Annotated in this window: 16 protein-coding genes and 3 pseudogenes; 8 read left to right on the plus strand and 11 right to left on the minus strand. The window is 55.6% G+C overall.

Annotated elements, in window-relative coordinates; genetic code table 11:
- Positions 1 to 103: 103 nt before the first annotated feature.
- A complete protein-coding gene (locus ACXHXG_RS20395; RefSeq protein WP_457900480.1) occupies positions 104 to 1,138 on the minus strand; it encodes an IS110 family RNA-guided transposase in 1,035 nt (344 codons plus the stop codon).
- Between the two features lie 168 nt (positions 1,139 to 1,306).
- On the opposite strand from ACXHXG_RS20395, the pseudogene ACXHXG_RS20400 reads away from it, so the two are divergent.
- A pseudogene (locus ACXHXG_RS20400) lies at positions 1,307 to 1,531 on the plus strand (transposase family protein); the annotation flags it as partial.
- Positions 1,532 to 1,855: 324 nt separating this feature from the next.
- Here the strand turns inward: ACXHXG_RS20400 and ACXHXG_RS20405 are convergent.
- From ACXHXG_RS20405 to ACXHXG_RS20430, 6 genes are all read right to left on the minus strand, one after another.
- A complete protein-coding gene (locus tag ACXHXG_RS20405; protein ID WP_457900693.1) occupies positions 1,856 to 2,293 on the minus strand; it encodes a hypothetical protein in 438 nt (145 codons plus the stop codon).
- Positions 2,290 to 3,462, minus strand: a complete 1,173-nt coding sequence (locus tag ACXHXG_RS20410; RefSeq protein WP_457900481.1) for a Fic family protein — start codon at positions 3,460 to 3,462, stop codon at positions 2,290 to 2,292. The genes ACXHXG_RS20405 and ACXHXG_RS20410 overlap by 4 nt, the downstream gene beginning before the upstream one ends.
- 262 nt (positions 3,463 to 3,724) lie before the next feature.
- On the minus strand, positions 3,725 to 4,144 hold the full coding sequence (locus tag ACXHXG_RS20415; RefSeq protein WP_457900482.1) for a hypothetical protein: 420 nt from the start codon (positions 4,142 to 4,144) through the stop codon (positions 3,725 to 3,727).
- A 26-nt stretch (positions 4,145 to 4,170) separates the two neighbouring features.
- The gene (locus ACXHXG_RS20420; RefSeq protein WP_457900483.1) at positions 4,171 to 4,920 is read right to left on the minus strand and encodes a sulfite exporter TauE/SafE family protein; all 750 of its coding nucleotides are present in this window, start codon (positions 4,918 to 4,920) and stop codon (positions 4,171 to 4,173) included.
- Between the two features lie 166 nt (positions 4,921 to 5,086).
- A complete protein-coding gene (locus ACXHXG_RS20425; protein ID WP_457900484.1) occupies positions 5,087 to 5,377 on the minus strand; it encodes a hypothetical protein in 291 nt (96 codons plus the stop codon).
- Positions 5,378 to 5,795: 418 nt separating this feature from the next.
- Entirely contained in the window at positions 5,796 to 6,791 is a 996-nt protein-coding gene (locus ACXHXG_RS20430) for a helix-turn-helix transcriptional regulator (RefSeq protein WP_457900485.1), read from the minus strand.
- Positions 6,792 to 7,608: 817 nt separating this feature from the next.
- Here ACXHXG_RS20430 and ACXHXG_RS20435 point away from each other — a divergent pair.
- Positions 7,609 to 7,803, plus strand: a pseudogene (locus ACXHXG_RS20435) (PIN domain-containing protein); the annotation flags it as partial.
- A 311-nt stretch (positions 7,804 to 8,114) separates the two neighbouring features.
- On the opposite strand, the gene ACXHXG_RS20440 reads toward ACXHXG_RS20435, so the two are convergent.
- Together ACXHXG_RS20440 and ACXHXG_RS20445 are read right to left on the minus strand one after the other, a co-directional pair.
- Positions 8,115 to 9,218 (minus strand): aminotransferase-like domain-containing protein, encoded by a 1,104-nt coding sequence (locus tag ACXHXG_RS20440; RefSeq protein WP_457900677.1) that lies wholly within the window; start codon positions 9,216 to 9,218, stop codon positions 8,115 to 8,117.
- 159 nt (positions 9,219 to 9,377) lie between these two features.
- Positions 9,378 to 9,518, minus strand: a pseudogene (locus ACXHXG_RS20445) (GntR family transcriptional regulator); the annotation flags it as partial.
- Between ACXHXG_RS20445 and ACXHXG_RS20450 the strand changes: the two are divergent.
- From ACXHXG_RS20450 to ACXHXG_RS20470, 5 genes are all read left to right on the plus strand, one after another.
- Complete coding sequence (locus ACXHXG_RS20450; RefSeq protein WP_457900486.1) at positions 9,517 to 10,800, plus strand: MFS transporter; 1,284 nt, start codon at positions 9,517 to 9,519, stop codon at positions 10,798 to 10,800. The pseudogene ACXHXG_RS20445 and the gene ACXHXG_RS20450 overlap by 2 nt on opposite strands.
- A gap of 90 nt (positions 10,801 to 10,890) precedes the next feature.
- The gene (locus tag ACXHXG_RS20455; RefSeq protein ID WP_457900487.1) at positions 10,891 to 12,135 is read left to right on the plus strand and encodes a lysine N(6)-hydroxylase/L-ornithine N(5)-oxygenase family protein; all 1,245 of its coding nucleotides are present in this window, start codon (positions 10,891 to 10,893) and stop codon (positions 12,133 to 12,135) included.
- Between the two features lie 174 nt (positions 12,136 to 12,309).
- Positions 12,310 to 13,089, plus strand: coding sequence for a phytanoyl-CoA dioxygenase family protein (locus tag ACXHXG_RS20460; protein ID WP_457900488.1), 780 nt, complete (start codon positions 12,310 to 12,312; stop codon positions 13,087 to 13,089).
- Positions 13,090 to 13,110: 21 nt separating this feature from the next.
- A complete protein-coding gene (locus ACXHXG_RS20465; protein WP_457900489.1) occupies positions 13,111 to 13,431 on the plus strand; it encodes a cupin domain-containing protein in 321 nt (106 codons plus the stop codon).
- 10 nt (positions 13,432 to 13,441) lie between these two features.
- Positions 13,442 to 15,031, plus strand: coding sequence for a class I tRNA ligase family protein (locus ACXHXG_RS20470; RefSeq protein WP_457900490.1), 1,590 nt, complete (start codon positions 13,442 to 13,444; stop codon positions 15,029 to 15,031).
- 374 nt (positions 15,032 to 15,405) lie between these two features.
- Here ACXHXG_RS20470 and ACXHXG_RS20475 read toward each other — a convergent pair whose 3' ends face one another.
- The gene (locus ACXHXG_RS20475) at positions 15,406 to 15,828 is read right to left on the minus strand and encodes a type II toxin-antitoxin system VapC family toxin (protein WP_457900491.1); all 423 of its coding nucleotides are present in this window, start codon (positions 15,826 to 15,828) and stop codon (positions 15,406 to 15,408) included.
- Positions 15,825 to 16,079 carry a type II toxin-antitoxin system Phd/YefM family antitoxin gene (locus tag ACXHXG_RS20480; protein WP_283060663.1) on the minus strand — a complete coding sequence of 85 codons (255 nt, stop codon included), beginning with the start codon at positions 16,077 to 16,079 and terminating at the stop codon, positions 15,825 to 15,827. Before ACXHXG_RS20480 ends, ACXHXG_RS20475 begins: the two co-directional genes overlap by 4 nt.
- Before the next feature lie 283 nt (positions 16,080 to 16,362).
- Between ACXHXG_RS20480 and ACXHXG_RS20485 the strand changes: the two genes are divergently transcribed.
- The gene (locus ACXHXG_RS20485) at positions 16,363 to 16,971 is read left to right on the plus strand and encodes a J domain-containing protein (RefSeq protein WP_457900492.1); all 609 of its coding nucleotides are present in this window, start codon (positions 16,363 to 16,365) and stop codon (positions 16,969 to 16,971) included.
- Positions 16,972 to 17,251: the final 280 nt, after the last annotated feature.

Raw genomic sequence — 17,251 nt, forward strand, 5'->3', positions numbered from 1 at the left:
AACCTCTTTCGAGCCGGGATTCTGTCCCTCGGTTCATCAACTTTAGTTGCACCTTGCCTTCTTCGGCTGTCGCCGATCTCTGTGTCTTTCAATGAGCTGTGGCTTAGACTGCTGTCCTACGCAAATCGGGATCCTTGTATATTCCCCCTCTAGTGAGGAGCGCCCAAACTGTTCGCGCCATTTTGTTGGCCAAAGCCACGGCCACGACCTTGAAGGGCCGTCTCTCCAAAAGTGATTTCAGCCATGGACGGGCTGTGGGGTTTATCCGTGCACACCTGAGAACGGCAGTTGCGCCTACGACCAGCAACGAGCGCAACTCTGGATTTCCCATCTTCGATATCCCACCTAATCGCGCCTTTCCGCCGCTCGAGTGAGGTCTTGGTGTAAGACCTAACCATGCCGCGAAGTGGCGCGCGGATTTAAATCCGGCGGGATCAGGCACTAATGCCTTGATGGTGGCTGCCGTGATTACACCGACGCCTGGTATGGTAATCAAGCGACGAGAGTCCTCATCACGCTTAACTTCGCTTAGGGTTGCACGTTCAAGCTCAGCAACTCGCTCATCTAAAACCTCAATCTGGTCCGCTACGATGACCAGCCCAAAGCGCGCGGCCCCGGGCAGACGGCTATCGGCCTCGTCCCGGACAATTGATAGCAAAGACGATACCTTTTCTGCGCCGACTCCGGCAATGATGCCCAATTCCGCAAGGTGTGCGCGCAAAGCGTTGATGAGCTGTGTTTTTTGCTTCACTAACAACATCCGCGTCTTCAGAACCATGGCCGCGGCTTGCTGTGCAGCCGATTTCATTGGTACGAACCGCATGTTCTTGCGCGTCACCGCCTCGCTAATCGCTTCCGCGTCTGCGGCATCAGTCTTGCCTCGCTTCACATAGGGCTTGACGTATTTCGGCGGGATGAGCCGTACATCGTGACCAAATTGCGCGATTTCTCGAGCCCAATAGTGAGCACTCCCGCATGCCTCCAAGCCGACGAGACAGGAGGGAATTCTCTCGAAGAAACGCAACACCTCGTTCCGTCGAAGCTTCCGATTGAACACGGGCAGCCCATCTCCATCAACTCCATGGACCTGGAACACGTTTTTAGCCAAATCCAGCCCGATAGTCGTTACCTCTTTCATGGAATGGTCTCTCCTTGTCGTGACGTTGGTTCAACGGCCACAAGTTAGCATGTTGATGCTGCCGGTGGTGCGGACCGTTCCACCTTATCAATAGTGGGCACTTCCGCAATTTCGGTGCAACTTTCTGAATCCTATTGATTCGACACACGAATCAGCAGGAGCATGGAAATGGCGAAGCGCATTCTACCGTTGATCCCGCCGTCTTTGGTCGTCGATCACGTTCAGCAGTCGAGAGAGGCGATATCGATCGATTGTCGGTTCCGATCGACAGGAGCTAAATGCCCGGATTGTCGCAAGGCCTCGCATCGTGTTCATAGTCGTTACGAACGACACCTCGCGGACCTGCCGTGGCAAGGGCGAGCGGTCACGATAACCTTGCATGTCCGGCGCCTGCGTTGCAGTAACGAGAGATGCCGGAGGCGCATATTTGCCGAGAACGTTGGTGATGTGACCTGGCGCTATTGCCGGCGCACAAGACGCCTGGGAGACGTGCATCGCAGTATCGGCATGGCGTTGGGAGGAGAGGCGGGCATGAGATTGGTCACTCGCCTTGGCATGCCTGTGAGCGCCGACACCATTTTGCGGATTGCGCGGACCCAACCCTCTGAGAATTGCGAAGCGCCGCGTATCCTAGGCGTCGATGATTGGGCTTGGCGTCGCGGACAACGCTATGGAACGATCCTGGTCGATCTCGAAACGAACAATGTCGTTGATCTGTTAGACGTGCGCGCGTGTGCTCGCCTCCCGTATGCGTGTCCCGAAAGTCCGAATTGCGTCCTCAAATGCACGTGGTGTCTCGAGCTGCGCTTCATCGACCGAATCCAGAAAGAACCATCCCTCCTCCGTGGAGGCAAGCCAGCCTTCAAACTCTTCTGCGGTGCCAATCTCGAAGGCGTTTTCGAATGTGCTGTTCAGATGCTCGATGCGGATGAAGAACGCTTTTTTGCCCTTTTCCGACAATTTGCGTGCGCGCTCACGCGCTTCGAATGTCTTTCCCGCTCCAGGTCCAGCCAGAATGAGGACGCGATAGAGCGCCTCCAGCGCCGGCCGGCGCTGCGGCGCACCGCCTGTCAAAGTGCTGAGGAATTCCGAATCGCCGCGCTGCGGAGCAGCAGGAATGAATCGCCGAATGAGAATGACGTTCTGGTCCTTCATATACTTGATCCCGCGTTGGCTGGATAAAGGTTTGGAAACCATCGTTCAGCGACGTCAGCCGGAAAGGCGAGCCGCAATGGCGCCCTGTGCGAGGAGGCAGTCAACATTCCGCGCTCGACGAGAGCGGACGTAATATTGCGCGCTGCACGCTCTTCATATCCTGTCAGGGTCGGTATTTTCGAGCGCTCTACCTCGCCGGCGAGCACCGCCTCGCGCAGCACTTGGAAGCTGCCACGTGGGAGTTTTTTGCTGCGAATATCTTCTTCGAGATGGATCGCCATTCGCATGAGAAGCTTGTCCGTTTCGAGCAACCCGCTCATGAACCGTATCTGGTCGATCGCTCGATCTAGAAAAAAGTCGCAAAACGCCACCAGCCCGCTATGGGTGAGATTGCCCCTGCCGTCTCGATCGCCTGCGCGCGGACCATCGGCGCGCATGAGCAGGCCTTTGTAGGCCTTTTCCTCTCGCGCCAGCCCTCGGGCAACAGGCCAAAGACTCGTTCCGATGCCAAGGCGTTTCAAAAGCGCGTGCGACATCAGCCGCGCAACGCGGCCATTGCCATCAAGAAAGGGATGAATTCTCAGAAATCGGTGATGCACGGCGCCCACTGATTGGATCTGTTTCATCTTGGAGAGTGGTGGGGATTGATAGGCTCGATCGAAACGGACCATGAAGCGTGGTAGATCTGCGTGTTCAGGTGGCAGATGGCGCCCGACCTGAACGTCTCGATGACGCCATTCGCCGGGAACGATCGGAACGCGCTCGCCCGTCGATGGATTGGAGACCCAAAGCATTTCCGGAGGGAGACGCGAGCAGAACTCCTCATGGAGCCAAGACGCATAAGCTGCAGATGCCGGCCAGACATCTGGATCCTCACCAACGTCGATGAGTTTCTGAACATGGATATGGGCAACCGCTTCTTGCTGCAGCTCACGCCGCTTCGGCTCGTCGGAAAAGTTGTTTGCTAATGCTCGATCGATGTCGCGCGGATGAGTGTCGTGCCCCTCGATGAGATTGGAGTAGTAACAATTCATCGAACGCACGAGGTCGCCGATAGAATCGCGCAATTTCGGATGAACGCGGCCAGCAAGCTGATTTGCTTCCGCCACCAACGTCAAGACCTTGTCCTCTAGGGAGCCCTTGTCGTCCTCGGGCACCAAAGGTTCCATAAATGCTATATCCATGCCGGAATTAATGCCGGTTAGACTGCCGTTTGTAACGTCAATTATTTCATCGTATTAGTAAACACTTCTGGTATCTACATTGTCGGTTAAAATTCCGGATAGGCGCGATTTTCTACGGACATCGCTCGGCCTGGATTGGAATGACCAGTGGGGCCGATAGCAGACCGTCCGCAGTAGGACACCCAGTAGAAGTTGGTCACCGTCGTCGATGGTCGCGCTCGCAAGAGCTATGGCCACGGCAAAGCTTTCAATGATTGGGAAGTGCTGATCCGTGAACACCACGAAGGATTACATCGACTGGGCGGAATTCGAGCGAAATCAGTCGTCGTTGGCGTGCTATAATACGGCCGCCGCGGCGGGCAGAAGTCCGGCCGAGGAGGTCGCCACTGCTATCTGGCAGCTCACCTTCGGCCGTTGCAGTCGCGGCCTTGCCGTCGTATATGCGGGTCTTGCGCCGGGACGACCGATGTATTGTTGCGATCGGCCGAATCTTATGCTCGGATTGCAGCGTTGCCTTGGGTTTGTTGGAGCTCGCATCAACGCCGTCCTCGCCGAGTAGATCGTGCGTGTGGTAGAACCAGTAGCGATTGAGGCTGCCTTGCAAGCAGAGCGCATGCATCATCAGCGTCAAATCGAACGGTGACGTATCCACGAACTCGATCTTCAACAGACCCAGTATGATGCTGGGCTTCCTCAGCTCAACAGAAGCTTTGTGCCGGACACCAATAGCACGGCCGCGAGGATGAGCCTGAGGGTGCGCTCGGAGAGGTGCCGGCTACCTACAAGACTGCCAGCGACGCCACCTATGCCGACCGCGAGTAGCCACAGCGGGAGTGCCGACGGAATAGACTTGATCGATGCATAGGCACCAGCGAGAGCTGCTGCCGAGTTCAGCAGATTGTATGCGGCGGTAACGGCGGCGGTACGCCGCGCGCTAACCCAGTTCATTGCGAGGATGATCGGCGCAAGGAAGATGCCTCCACCTGTTCCGGTCGTTCCCGAGACGAAGCCGATCACCGCCCCCGTCAGCAGAGCGGGCAGGAAGGGAGGGGCCTCGGCGGCTTCGACTGCAACCTTTTTCGTTATCGCCGAGCAAATCATCTGTACGCCCGACAGGATCAGAATGATTCCGACGAGGGGATAATAGACGTGCATCGGCAACTGCACAGATCCGCCGAGCAGAGAGAACGGAAAGCCGAGCACGGCGAACGGATAGAAGGTCCGCCAGGAGAACAGCCCCGAACGACAGAACTGGAAGGTCCCAATTGCGGCGACGAGCAGGTTCAAGGCGAGCGCCGTGGGCTTCATCACCGTCGGCGCGAGCCCGAAGAGTCCCATAGCCGCCAAATATCCCGACGCTCCGGCCTGTCCGACCGCTGCATAGAGTGCCGCAACAATGAGGAACAGCAGGGCGAGTGATGTGGCTTCGTCAAAGGCAGTCAAGTTCCGTAGCCTCGTAATAGGTGAGGGAAGGATGGACTAGGTGCGTTGCAAGTGCAGAACCAATTACTACGACGTTGTCAGCGACGTTGGCTGCATCGAGACGATCTCGTTGATGTATGCGGGATCGCCGACGAGCACCACGGTTTCTATGCCAACTGATCGCCATCTAAGGCGTGTGGGGATTCATCTTGAATTGATGACGGCTGCGGCGAGATGGATGATTGCGGTGAAGCTTTCGTCCGTTGGCGATACGCTTGAAGCTTTTCAGCTTGCAGAAGAAATTCTCGATCAGGTGCCGCCATTTATAAAGCTTGTGGTCCAGAGGTAATGGCTTCGAGCGGCGGGAATGCTGGGAGATGACAATCTTAGCCGCGCGCTTGTTGAGGTCGTTGATGATTGCATCGCTGTCGAATGCCTTATCGGCAATCAGGCCTTCGAACTCAACGCTTTTGACCAAAGGCTCAAGCCCGTCGAACGATGTCCCGGCAAAAGCTCGAACCGCACCAGGTTGCCAAGTGCATCGGTCAAGGCGAGGATTTTAGTCGTCATTCCACCTTTCGATCGGCCTATGGCCTGGCTCTGAGGCCTCCTTTTGCGCCCTGGCCGTGGCGGTGGACCTTGACTAGGGTGGTATCGACCATTGCTTCGAGAACCCGCGCAGATTGGATCCCGTAACCTTATTCGCCTCGACCATGGCGACGCGGAGAGCGATCTTGGAACGGATGGATCCTGAATGCGTGGGAATTCAGCCAGAGCGAAATAGCCGATGCATTGCCCAGAGAGTTCAGTTTCTCTAGCTGGCAGATCCGTCGCCTTCAATTTGTCCATCATCGGGATCCGCGAACGCCGATATGGAACGGGTATCGACGTGTGCTTTATGACGCCGCACGTCGATTCTTCTCATAGCTGCGCCCGAGATCGTATTTCGGCAGGACGCCAAAAGCAGCACGGTATTCCTGAGAGAAGCGGCCCAGCTGTATAAACCCCCAGCGGCGCGCGATTTCACTGACTGTCGCAGATCGCGTCGCCGTCAACAAATCTTGGCGTGCGCCATCAAGGCGGAGCTGCCTTAGGTAAGCCATTGGGGTGACATTCAAAAATCGTCGAAAATTGATCTGCAGCGCCCGCACGCTGACACCCGCTGCCGCTGCCATATCCGTGATCGTGATCGGCATTGCGATATGTGCTCTCGCAAACTCCAGCGCTCTTCGAAGCTGGCGAGGGGCAATTGTCTGCACCCGCGATCCGGTGTCCGAAAGCGTGTGGGGCAGATTCTGCACCATCAGCAGACAGAACATCTCTTGGAAGCTGGTCAGGGCAATGGGAGAGACTACGAGGTTTTGATCGGCGCAAATCTCATCTCGGAAGAACCGCATGAGCTTGAAAAGATACGCCGCCGGTCCCGCCGTCAGGTCCTGCAGGGGAACGAATTCGAAATCGACAGGCGGCAGACGTTCGAAGGTGCTGGTCAGGGCCGCGTGTACCGCGCTCCTCGGGACGCAAAATCCCTCCGCAACGGAGCCTGCGTGAATATTCACCGCGGAATAGCGGTCGGCCGTCGTCAGCAGTCCCGCGCAGGGCGTGATAGCATGCCTTATGCCGCCTGTTGCCAGATCGTAGCAGGTTCCATGCTCGAGGAAAAACATGAAGTCATCATTCTCGATCGTGACGGAAAAGGCGCGGTCCGTTGAAGTCGATCCAGTCCAGCCCACCATTTCGCCAGCGCCATGAACACCGAATGAGAAGAGACCGCGGCTGTCGGTACTGAGAGGCCGATAGAAATTGTCCTGCTTTTCACCGTTAAGCCATTCGGACACTTCGCCCGTCGTAAGTGACGTCGCCTCGAGTTTAAGCGTCAAAATTTCGGTCAACTTGCCCTATCCCAATCACCTGTTTTTTGTCGCGCGCGCTCGCAGTGACGGCAAACAACTGGCCCCCTGTCAGCTACTAACGAAAAATTGATTGACCTCAAATAGCCTTTTCTGGCTATTTCGCTCATGTCTTCTTCATCGGACGAAGCGATTTGACCTTTGAGCAAGTGCGCCGCTCATGGCGCTATCAAGACGCGTATCAGTGTTTCGATGCGGTCCGTCTTTGCTCGGGGATTAACAGCGAGGCATGGCAATGGATGCAGCTTCCACAATATGGCGCTCGATCCAAGTTCCTTGCCGAGCAATCGCCCCAGCCAAATACCAAGTCCGCTTCCTCAATCACCGCCGGCGGATAGAGCCTGTCCTTATGCCGCTCACCTTTCTGGCGAGGGGCCGCAAAGTATGAGAACCAAGGCGATGTCTCTCCCAGTCCTATGGCGACACGTCCTTTCGCTCCTACGAACAGCGGTACGATCCTGCTCGCCGTTCATCGCGGGGATCGAACATCCATTGCGTTAGATCGCGCTGCTGCGCTTTTGAAGGATGATATCATGCCCTCTACACGCTGCACTGCTCTATAACGGCTTCTGGTGCACGCGCGACCGCAGCCTGCTAAGTCAGCCTGGCGCCGATGCCGCCAAAGTGCGGATGTATGAATTGTTTGGAAACGACTTGCAAAGCGTGGGGCCTTCTTTCGGATATAACCTCCCACTCTACGTCTGGTGCGCGGAAGTCTTAAAGGATTTTTTAGCTCAGCGTGCGCCCCTACCGAACCTTCAGTTGGATCGGAGCCGTTATCAGGGGGAGATGTTGCTTATCCAGCCGCACCCTACCTCTGGACGAGGCGGCCGTCCAGGCGGCCCAATGGCATGTGCCCAATCCCAAACCGATCAACGACGCCTATATCGCAGCGACAGCCTTCATCCCTCGTATGACGCTGGTCACACGCAACGTCAAAGATTTCGAGGGCATGAGAGTTGCACTCGTCAATCCGTGGAAGCATTCGATATAATATTCTTAAGAATCCCACGGCGATCGCTCGTCTGATCTGCGAACAACAATCATTGCATCGCGCTTAAGGATGGAAGCGGCGCGCTCGCATGCGCAGTTGAACATGTGAAAATCGCCTCCCCGCGCGCGGATGCATGGGAAGAAGATCAGCCAGGGCGAGATCGGCACGTGCGTTCCGCCGAGATCAGTTCAGATCTGCCGAGATGCGAACGGAATCTCGGCATGACCGCGAGCTTCCGATGGCCAAAGGTGATCGGACCTGCTGCTTCCCGCACGGCGGCATGACTGCCCTATTCCTCCTGTTATCCGAGATTAAAGTTTATGTTTAATAGCCTGGCTGAGGCGCTTTGCGCCCTCAACAAGAGTGGTGGGGTGGCCTGCGAAAGTTAGCCGCAGGAACGAGCCTTCTGGGTCCGCGGGAAACCATGCGCGACCAGCGCTGATGAAAACACCGTTCCGGGCCATATCCGCAGCGAGCGCGACATCGCAGACGTGATCCGGCAAACGCAGCCAAAGGTGCATGCCTCCGGTCGGCACCTGAAACGTCACGCAATCTCCCGCTTCCTCGCGCAGCGCGCCGACGAGTACATCGCGCCGCTCGATTAGGGCAGCGCAGGCGGCCTTGAGATGACGCTTCCATCCTGGCGCGGAGACAACGGCCAAAGCTGCCGCTTGCAAGGGGCCGGAAACAAAGAAGTCTTGACTAGCGCGAGCCACCTTCAGCCGTGCCAGGGCCGCTCCTCGTGCCATGACGGCTGCGACCCTCAAACCGGGTGCAGCTGATTTGGCAAGGGACCTAATATAAACAACGTGTCCATGGCGATCACCGGTCGCAAGCGGAGCCGGTGCATTGCCTGTCAGGTCGAGATCGCGCGCCCAGTCGTCCTCGATGATGAAGGCGCGCGCCTCTGCCGCGATGTCGAGGACAGCAGCTCGCCGCTCAATCGACGTCACGACGCCCGACGGATTGGAGAAGGTTGGTTGGCTGTAAAAGACCCGGGCCCCCGTCTGTTGGAAGGCGTCCTCCAGCAGTTCCGGTCGCACTCCGTTTTCGTCCATAGCTACGGGAATGACTTCAAGACCCGCCGCCCGGGCAGCCGAAATGGCGCCAGTATAGGTCGGCGTCTCCACAAGGATCGGACGTCCAGGCGGTACGAGTGCCCGTAGGGTCGCAGTGATCGCCGCCTGCCCGCCGTTGCATATGATGACGTCATGGGGCGAGAATACGGCGCCGTTTCCGATCTCTCGCGCGAACCAAGCCCGCAATGACTGAAGACCCTCGATCGGCAGTCGATCCCAAAGATCGACACGACCTGCGGCTCGACGGAGCGCGTGTGCCAAAAGGCCAGACCCCTGTAGATCGGGCGGCAGGTAGCCCATGCTCAAGATCAGGCCGTCGGCTGGTGGAAGTGTCAATGAAGTTTCCAAAAAAACACCGTCTCCACGCGCAGCTCCAAGCGCCACAGATTGCCAAGATAAGTCGACAACTTCGGAGGGACTTGCGGGCGCTTCGCGAACGAAGGTTCCTTGGCCTGGACGAGGCTCGATCAGGCCCTCGCTGACGAGTTGGGCAAATGCTCGCTCCACCGTAGCGGGACTGACATTGAATTCTTTCATGAGAGAACGCACGGAGGGCAGTCGAAGCCCTGGCTTTGCCGAGGCTATCTCCCTGCGCAGCGATTGTGTAACGGCCGCTAGTCTGTTATCTATTTTCATGAGAAAGATAGATAACGCTACTGAGCAAAAAAGGGAAACGCTTTCGCCCGTGACGCTTGTCACAGCCGAGACAAACCAGAAGCTACTTGATTGGTTGCCGGCGAGCGTTTTGGTGCCTTATCTCATTACCGCCATCGCACTCGCCCTCGCCTATGGTTCAAGCTTTCTGCTTGTCGACGTTATGCGATCTGCAGGCTTTCAGGCATCTTCCGCCGGAGGCGTCGTCAGTGCAGGAACCGTCGCGACCCTGATCGGTGCTGTATTCGCGGGGCGACTGGCGGAATATACCGGTATCTTGCCCCTCGTTGCAGTCTCTTCTCTTATCATGGCGGCCGCGATGACCAGCTTTGCGCTGGTCGGAACTGGCGGTCTGGCGTTTGCCTATGCCGGTGGCGTCCTGCTCGGTTTTGGTTGGGCGGTCTGTTACACGCTCGCTCCAATCCAGCTCATTGATCGCCTCAAACCTTCCGCTCGCCTGGAAGCTCTGACTCTCCTTTCAGGATCCCAAATGCTTGGCATCGGCGGATCGGCTCCGCTCGGTCACTTCATTGCTGACCAGACAGGTGATGCCGGTGCTGCCTACGCATTTTATGCCGTCTTCTGCTTAGTGGCCGCGGTATTCGCCATGTTCGTAAAGGCTCGTTTGAAGCGTCAGCCGCAACTTTCCGCACGCGCCGTTGCTCTCTCCGTCCCAACGAGCCTGTCCATTTTACGCGGGAAAACGGTGTTGCCGGTGATCATGATGGGAATTGGTGCTTGTACATTCGCTGGTCTGTCCACGTTTCAAAGCATATATGCCGCATCCCGAGGACTTTCACCCAATGTCTTCTTTCTGACATTCACTGTCACAACGGTCGCATTGCGGTTTTCGCTCGCGTCGATGATCGGAAAATTCCCGCTCGCTCGCCTGGCGCTCGCTCTCTTCGTAACAACGCTGATTGGGATCGGACTTCTGGTTTTGAACTCGGGAAGCGCGCTGCTGTATGTCGTCGCCAGCGTTCTCTTTGCCGTAGGCTACGGCCTCACCTATTCCACCTTGAACGCCATGGTGGTGAACCTTGCTGGCGATCGTGGCCTGTCGATCGCAGCTGCCTCCCAAGTCTTCGCGCTCGCTTATTTCGTGGGATCGTTCGGCTTCCCGTATTTCGGCGGCATATTAATTGCAGCTCATGGCATCGATGTCGCAATGCTCGTAATGGCAGGGCTCGTCGCTATCAACATCGCTATCAACATCGCTATCAACATCGCTATCATCAGCCAGACAGTTTGGAGGCCGATGTAAGAAACCGATCTCGTTCTAATGGTTGTTTTCGCTCCATTGCTCGATCGGTTGCTGCGCTCAACGCATGTTTTTTGACCATAGGAAGATTCTATGGAAATTCTGGATCTCATCGGTATTGGCATAGGGCCCTTCAATCTTAGTCTTGCTGCACTGGCGCATCCGACGCGCCTGCGCACGATTTTTTTCGAAAAGGAATGCAGCTTCGTTTGGCATCCGGGACTGCTGCTGCCAAATAGTCGCCTGCAGGTATCTCCGCTGAAGGACTGCGTGACGCTTGCAGATCCCACCAGTCCGTTTTCTTTCCTCAACTATCTTGCAACGCACGGACGACTTTACAGTTTCCTGAACCGGCGCGACGCAACGACGTCACGTAGTGAGTTCACAGACTATTTCCAGTGGGTTGCAGATCACTTGCCCCGCCTTCGGTTTGGCGAGGAAGTCACCGACATCGCCAAATTCGACAAGGGTTACCGCGTGACGACGACCCGAGATGACTATCACGCACGCGCGGTTGCGATCGGGGTGGGTGTCGTTCCGAAAATCCCCGAATGCGCCAAACCCTGGCTGGGCGATAAGGTCTATCATGTGGCGAGCTATCTCCATCAGTCACCAATCGATGTGGGTGAACGCGTAATGGTTGTCGGCGGCGGCCAGAGCGGTGCGGAGGTCGTCGAACACCTGTTGGGCAATCCCGATGTGCGCAAGATCATATGGGTGACATCACGGGCGAACCTGTTCACGAGGGACGACAGCGCTTTTGTCAACGTGGCGTACACGCCGTCTTACAGCCAGCGCTTTCATTCGCTGCCACTTCAGGAACGTCGGGCTATCGTCGATGAAGAGTTGCTCACCAGCGACGGCATTTCAGCGGAATTGTGCAATCGCATCTATGAAATTATCTATCATCGCAGCGCGAGCGGCTATAGCGACGATATCATTCAGCTGCTGCCCGCAGTCGTTATGAAGGAGTTGTCTCCTCATCCACATGGTTGGCAAGCGCTGTTGGCCTCGCGTGGCGCCCCTTTGCGAACAGTAGAGGCCGATCGTATCGTACTCGCCACCGGTTTTCAGCCTCGCTCGCTTCCGTTCATCGATCGCCTATTGGCTTCCGCCGCCATCGAAGATGGCCTGCCGGTCGTAGATGAAGATTACGCCGTTCAATTCAACGACAGTTCCCCAGGCCACGTGTATCTGCAGAACCGGACGCGCGTCCAAAGTGGCTTGCAGAGTGTGAATTTGTCACTCGTAGCGTACCGAAATGGTCGCATCGTCAATAGCCTGCTTGGGCGTGATCACTATGCGAACGTCCCAGATCGGCAGATCTTCGGGGGCTAGATTGATTACCATGCAAGACACAAGAGGATGAATCATTCTCCGCAAAAGCAATGCAGCTCGCCGAACAGCAACGTGCACAAGGATAAACGGGCGACATTCCATGAACCTGCAAACTGCCTGGCCCGAAGGGTGCAGCTTTGTCAGGCAGATCAATTCTGATGAGGAGACTTACCCATGTTAACTGAAGCACAAAAAGCGACATGGCATAAAATTGGATACGTCAAGTTAGAGGAATTTTTCGACCAGGAAAATCGTGAACGTCTCTCAACTCTCGTCGAAGATATTTCGCGCTGGGACATAAGTGACGACAAATGGTTGATGTGGTTCGAGAAAACGACGGACAACAGAAAGATAATTTCGAAGGTCGAGAACTTCCTTGAATTTAATGCCCCTCTGCGTGATCTGATGCTGGCTGATCACCGGATCAAGTCCATCGTCGAGTCCTTGCTGGAGGAAGATGCCCGGATGCTCAAAGAGCTGTTGATCTTCAAATATCCCGACAGTGGCGGCTATCGCCCGCATCAGGACATCTACCATGTCCCACATAAGCTGCCGGACCGGATGGTGCATGCAATTGTTGCAATCGCCATCGACGATTCCGGCCCGGACAACGGAGGCCTTTTCTTCAGCCCTGCAAATCATAAGAAGGGTGTATTCCCGATGGATGCCGGCGGCGTGATTTACCCCGACATCGCGGAAACGTTCGCCTGGGAGCCGGTATCATGGAAGGCCGGCGACATTTTCATCTTTGACGATTATGCGCCTCATTATTCAAAACCTAATAAAAGTGAAAATTCGCGAAGGGTAATTTACCTGGTGTTCCAGCGCGCCTCCACCGGAGGGCCAACGCGGGCCGAGTACAACAAACTCAAACGCGCCTACAACCCTCCCGAGGGCAAGGTCTCCGACATCGACGAACTCAAGCCCCCGAACGGCATTTTCTATCGCGAGTGAAGCACCGGATGAGAGGCAGACATGTATACGAAACAGATCGACGGCTCAATCATGCGCCCGGAGTATGGCGTTCTGGTGTGCCGATTGCTTGAACATCTGCCGCAGACGGTCGCAACGGGCTTCGGCACATCGATTGTGGAGGTGGTGGCGAACGGTGCAGTCGATCTTCATTCGCACCCAGAGCATGAACTTTGGGTGTTGATCTCGGGCAGTGGCGTGTTCGAGGCCGACGGCGAAACCACGGAGGTCAGTGGGAACACGCTGCTCTACATCGGGCCACACCAAAGGCACGCTATCAAAAACAGCGACCCTGAAACCAGTCTAAAGTTCCTTTCGATATGATGGGATTGACTTGAGCGCAAAGCAACAAACTTATTTTGCCTGCTCTGCGCCCCCATGCCCGAACGGAAAGCTGCATCTTGGGCATATTGGAGGGGTGTACCTGCTGACAGACGTGTTCGTACGCTACCAGCGTATGGTAGGCAATACTGCCTACCACGTAACAGGTGCGGATGAACATGGCACTTACACGCTGTTGAAAGCCCGCAAGCTTGGCAGGCCGGTTGATGACGTTGCACAAATGCACATTGACGAAATCCTGCATTGTCTGCGGGTAGTGGATATTGAGCCGGACGTATTTGTCAGGACTTCTAGCGAAGATCACAAAGAGCGGAGTCTCGCGATTTACGATCAACTAAGAGCCTCAGACAACATCGAGCTGCGGGACGGAGAGCAGTTGTATTGCGAGACGTGCGGAGAGTTCGCAGCAGACTCACTTGCGATCGGACGGTGCCCGGCTTGCAATGCGGAAACAGATAGTAACCTTTGCGAAGTTTGTGGCCTCGCGCTGCAGCATAATCTACTACACAATCCCATCCACACCGCATGCGGCTGCAGCCTTATTTTGCGCCCGATCCGCCAAGTGCATTTTAACCTCAAGAAATTTGCTCCAGCGCTTGATGACGCCATTGAGACCAGCAGATGGCCGGAGACCATAAAATGCAAAGAACACGACTGGTTACGGACAAAATTGCGGTCATTGCCAATGTCGCGGCATTTCGATCGTGGTGTGACTTTGAGCTCACCGCCAGATGTGGCAGGTCAAACTCTACTGACGTGGTTTGAAGGATTGTGGTGCTACGAGACTGGAATCGAACGCATCTGCAAGCAAAATGGCGCGGATCTTGACGGCATTATGCGTGAGCCGGATACGAAACTCGTATTTTTCATGGGTCAGGATAACCGATTTTATTATACGATTGGCGTCACTGCTGGTTTGTTCGCGCGTGGTTACGCAATTCCAGACAATCATGCGATCCAGGACTTTTATAAACTCGAGAGCGCAAAATTTTCGACTGGCCGCGACCATGCTTTGTGGGCTGACGAGGTGGCTGCAGACATCGATACGAACGTGCTGCGCTACTACCTAGCCAGCATCGCAAAGCCATTTGGCAGAAACGACAACAATTTTCTGATCGAGGGGCTGGTTCAGGCGGCGGTGCGCATTGATGCTTTCGAAACGGCTTTGCGCCGACACGCTGGATATAACGAGACGTTGGGGGTCGATAAACTCACGCGCGAGCAGAACCATAATGCTAAACGGTATTGCGAAGCCATGGAGGACACGCGCGTTTGGGATGCTCTAAATGCTTTAAACGCTTTTTTCGACGCTGCGAGTTTTTCAAGGACAGGTACCTTGGTCAGCGCAACGGAACTTTCGGTATTCCTCAGCCTTCTTTATCCTGTGACTCCGACACTTGCGGCTCGCTATGGTGCTTGCTTTTTCGGAACCGGATGGCGACCCGGGTTCTATGACGACGCTATCCAGCCAAGTTCAGGCTCACGGAAACCGATTGATTTTGCCCGATTTGCACACCCGGTTCCCGCCGCCTTTATTGCAGCTTACGAAAAACGATTCAGGCAACCACAGCCGGAGGCGTGACTTTGATCCTGTCTATCGCAGCGAGATCTGCACGGCGTTTTGACAGAGTCGAGTATTCAACTGCGCGCCGCGCACGGGGCATTAGGTAACCTTCTTATGCAGCGTTCGGCCGATCCTCCGGCAATTCCTCGATCACCGTACCCTCTTTGGACCGGATCTGGCGCCTCGTAGTGCGGCGCGATCGGGTTGGGAACGTGCCCGTGCGATGAGTGCTTTGTTAACGAGATCGATTTGTCATCGTACCATAGCCCAAGGTGGCGACTAAACTGCTCATTTGCCCAACCTTTTAGCCGCAATAGCGTGGCATCGGAAAATTGGCAATCTCAGCGATGACACCGAAAAAGACATAAGCTCGCGAATATCCACGCCCGATGTCATTCGCGCCATGGATCGACGACGATCACGCCGGTACCATCGAAATCTTGAACATTCCGGGTGACCACAGTTAAACCGTGAGCTAGCGCAGTCGCCGCTATCAAGGCGTCGGCTTCGTTGCGGCGATCTGGGATATGTAAGTGGGCACAGCGCGTCGCTATCGCGTCATCGATTGACAGAACTCGATCTGCGAACTCAGGGCGGACACGGCTGTCCATCCATGCCCGCAGGCGAGAACCTTGGGAAGCGTCTCGACGCTGGATGCTTAATATCCCGCGCTCAAGTTCCAAAATCGTAATCGCGGAAATGAATAGGTCGTTGGAGTTTTGAGCACCGACCCACTTCGTCACATTCGGATCAGCTTTACCGTCTCCGACTTTACGCAGCTCGGAGACGACGTTTGTATCCAGCAGATACTTCAAGACAGATCGACTCCGCGAGGTGCAATTTCGGCTCGGGGTGGATCGAAATCGATGGCTGACAAACCGGGCATTGAAAGAGCATCGACAAGATTGCGGCGCTTGCCGGTCAAGCGCTCGAACTCGCTGTAGGTCATCAACACATGGGACGGCTTCCCGCGATCCGTGATAACCACGGGCCCTTTATTGGCAGCCTTCTTTGCCCTACTCACGTCGTGATTCAACTCCCGGCTAGATAAACTCGTGATGCCCATAGCAGCCTCCATGTAGGAACATGCCTACATATAGGATATTGTTTGCTGCGAGGCAATGCCCGCCTTGAACCACTTGGTTTGAACCGACCGGCCCATATTTTAAATGCCCCAGCTGCCTGGGAGTGTGTGATCATTTCCGCTTTCACTTGTCTCGGCGTCGGATTGGGAACATAAGGTTGTCGTAGTTCGGGATGCTGCCCCGTTAACTCAGATGAAAGTCAAAGGATCGGCGTTTGCGTCGAGCAATCTTGTCGTGTCCGGCAGTAGGGCCGTATAAGACGCTATGACTTCTGATTCAAAGATTTTTGTCGGCCTAAGACCGACGCGGAAGAAACCGGCTGAACATCGCGAAACAAGTGGCCCGAGATGCCAATGGGACGGGTGCGACAACCAAGGCATGCATCGCGCTCCCGTAGGAGCAGATGCTGAGGGGCTGTATTTGCTGTTTTGCCGTAGCCACGCAAAAGAGTACAGCGAGGGCTACAATTACGTAACGAAACTGTCGAACCCTGTCACCGCCCGCTACCAGAGAGAAGCGGCAAATGGCAGCCGTCCTAGCTGGGGCGTTAGAGTCAATCACTCTTCTGAAACGCCCCTCCCCTCCTCAATTCGCTCCGGGACCGCGAAAACGATCAATGCAAGAAAAAACGCTATACAAAGGCAAGCGGCGAAAGGGGTCGTTCAATCCCGCAAACTTAAGGTGCTGGAAGCAAAAGCATTCGAAACTCTCGGTCTTTCACCGAGCGCAACGCCGGATGAAATTAGAAGCCGTTACAAGCAGAGGCTCAAGATGCACCATCCCGACGCAAACGATGGAAACCGCGCATCGGAGGAGGCGCTTCGGGCGACGATTGACGCCCGTAGAATCCTGAAGCTCAATGGCTTCTGTTAGGTGCGATACCCACTGGAGCGCCTTGAAAGGATACGAGCCCCCGCCGCGCTTTTTGCTACGAGTAATTAGTTTTATCGCGTTCTATTTTAACGCCAATTGATCGTGCGTAGGTAGAAGAGGAACGCAAGGCTCAAGGTCGAAATCCGAATGTTCCCGCTCGACCTGTCTCCCGCTGGAAACAGACTGTCGGAACCGTCGAGGTGGCAGAGCAAAAGCGGAGACTGCAGCAGGAGCAAGATTGTAAGTGCGAGGAGGAGCAGAAGCCGAAGGGGCCGACACT

The sequence above is a fragment of the Rhizobium sp. LEGMi-198b genome (assembly GCF_054114205.1).

Coding starts and splice junctions, on each gene's coding strand:
- ACXHXG_RS20395 (WP_457900480.1), bottom strand. CDS start 1,138: ATGAAAGAGGTAACGACTATCGGGCTGGATTTGGCTAAAAACGTGTTC.
- ACXHXG_RS20405 (WP_457900693.1), bottom strand. CDS start 2,293: ATGAAGGACCAGAACGTCATTCTCATTCGGCGATTCATTCCTGCTGCT.
- ACXHXG_RS20410 (WP_457900481.1), bottom strand. CDS start 3,462: ATGGAACCTTTGGTGCCCGAGGACGACAAGGGCTCCCTAGAGGACAAG.
- ACXHXG_RS20450 (WP_457900486.1), top strand. CDS start 9,517: ATGAGAAAGATAGATAACGCTACTGAGCAAAAAAGGGAAACGCTTTCG.
- ACXHXG_RS20455 (WP_457900487.1), top strand. CDS start 10,891: ATGGAAATTCTGGATCTCATCGGTATTGGCATAGGGCCCTTCAATCTT.
- ACXHXG_RS20460 (WP_457900488.1), top strand. CDS start 12,310: ATGTTAACTGAAGCACAAAAAGCGACATGGCATAAAATTGGATACGTC.
- ACXHXG_RS20465 (WP_457900489.1), top strand. CDS start 13,111: ATGTATACGAAACAGATCGACGGCTCAATCATGCGCCCGGAGTATGGC.
- ACXHXG_RS20480 (WP_283060663.1), bottom strand. CDS start 16,079: ATGGGCATCACGAGTTTATCTAGCCGGGAGTTGAATCACGACGTGAGT.
- ACXHXG_RS20485 (WP_457900492.1), top strand. CDS start 16,363: ATGACTTCTGATTCAAAGATTTTTGTCGGCCTAAGACCGACGCGGAAG.